Raw genomic sequence first — 1066 nt, 5'->3', positions numbered from 1 at the left:
TCGGATCACGCACCGCGATGGCCGCCCCATTGGCGTATGGCCGGCTTTGCGCCGTGAGCTGGCGGTGCTGGTCACCGGCCAGGGGCTGGGGCTTCCCGTGGTGGCGCTGGTGGCCAACCTGTTCGCATACACCACGCTGAAGGCCGAGGGCGTGTCGAGCTGGGACTCCATGGAGCGCTGGGTCGTGACACATCGCCCTTGGAACGGCGTGCAGATGCTGCTGGCCGGCGTTGCATTCACGGGAGTGCTTGTTGTGCCGGCGCTTGTGCTCGTGGTGCTCGGCTTGCTGGGGGAGGCGACGGCATGAGCATGCTTTGGTTGCGCAGTAGTGGCCAGACCGAAGGGCCGTTGCCGATCAACGAGGTGCGGGACAGGTTCAAGACAGGGGAGCTGGCCGCGGGCACCATGTCCTGGGGGGCCGGCGAGCAGGGCTGGCAATCGTTGGGGCGTCGTTGGGGGCATCCTCCGCAGTCGCGCGCCTGGCACTGGCTGGCATGGTCGCTGCTGCTGGCGGGGGCCGCGGCATTGGCCGGATGGTCCTTCATATGGCAGGCACAAATGCCACTCGTGGAGCGATCCGGAGTTTCGCTGGTGTCCAGTGGTGCATGGCTGGCCGCTGCACTGGCGGCTATGGCGGCTGTCTATGCATTGCTAGTGTCACTGCCTCGACGCAGGCTCGCAGCGCCAGCGGTTTATGCATTGCTGGTCGCTGGACTGTCGACCGCGTTGGCGCTTCCGCAGCAGCGGATTCGCGCCAACGTGTTCCGGGCGCTCCAGATGCAGCCGGACGCCAGCGTGCAGGCCAGCGATGGCGTGCTCACCATTCAAGGTGAGGTCGGGCCGCGCCTGCTGGCGGATGTTGAACGTACGCATGATGCCCACCCCGGGATACGGCTCGTAGTGATCGACAGCACCGGCGGTCTGATCGATGAAGCGCAGCGTGTTGGTCGGTGGATCGGCGAGCAGGCATTGCGGTACGGATCCAGAACGAATGCAGCAGTGCCTGCGTGCTCATCTGGGCTGCATCGCCGCGGCGTCAGATGCAGGTTTCGGCTCGCGTCGGCCT

1 protein-coding gene and 1 pseudogene are annotated in these 1066 nt (G+C 66.3%); both read left to right on the top strand.

Going from position 1 to position 1066, the window contains the following annotated elements; genetic code table 11:
* Positions 1-307: pseudogene (locus IG80_RS0111800) on the top strand (hypothetical protein); the annotation flags it as partial.
* Positions 304-1066: GYF domain-containing protein (locus IG80_RS15990; protein WP_032114226.1), on the top strand; the 763-nt coding region annotated here is incomplete at its 3' end. The pseudogene IG80_RS0111800 and the gene IG80_RS15990, both read left to right, overlap by 4 nt.

This window comes from Candidatus Paracaedibacter symbiosus (assembly GCF_000757605.1).
Taxonomy (GTDB): Bacteria; Pseudomonadota; Alphaproteobacteria; order Paracaedibacterales; family Paracaedibacteraceae; genus Paracaedibacter_A; species Paracaedibacter_A symbiosus.
This window is presented reverse-complemented; position numbering and strand designations above follow the sequence as displayed.